The sequence below is a fragment of the Mesorhizobium sp. M7A.F.Ca.MR.148.00.0.0 genome (genome assembly GCF_003997735.1).
Classification (GTDB): domain Bacteria; phylum Pseudomonadota; class Alphaproteobacteria; order Rhizobiales; family Rhizobiaceae; genus Mesorhizobium.
In genome coordinates, this window is sequence record NZ_RZTB01000461.1 from 1 (window position 1) to 335 (window position 335).

A 335-nucleotide genomic window follows, 5' to 3' on the forward strand; every position below is an offset into this window, starting at 1 on the left:
GGGGCCGAGCTACGATCCCGCCACCGATACGCTCTACTGGTTCGACATCGTCAACGGTCAGCTTCTGCAAAAGCAGCTGTCCGGCGGCGCGGCCACCGTCCATGAGCTCGGCCAAATGGCGAGCGCCATCGCAATCATCGACGACAAGCGCCAGCTTATCGCCGCCGAAACCGGCCTTTATGTCCGTGATGTCGCGACCGGCAAATTGACGCTGCACACGCCTGTCGAGGCCGACAATCCGGTCACGCGCTCCAACGACTCCCGGGTCCATCCCTGCGGCGCCTTGTGGATGGGTACCATGGGCAAGGGTGAGGAAAAAGGCGCGGGTTCTATCT

At 62.7% G+C, this 335-nt stretch carries 1 protein-coding gene; it reads left to right on the forward strand.

Going from position 1 to position 335, the window contains the following annotated elements; all coding sequences use genetic code 11:
* Positions 1-335, forward strand: a 335-nt coding sequence (locus EOB49_RS34940) for an SMP-30/gluconolactonase/LRE family protein (RefSeq protein WP_164781989.1), incomplete at both ends; no start/stop codon positions are given.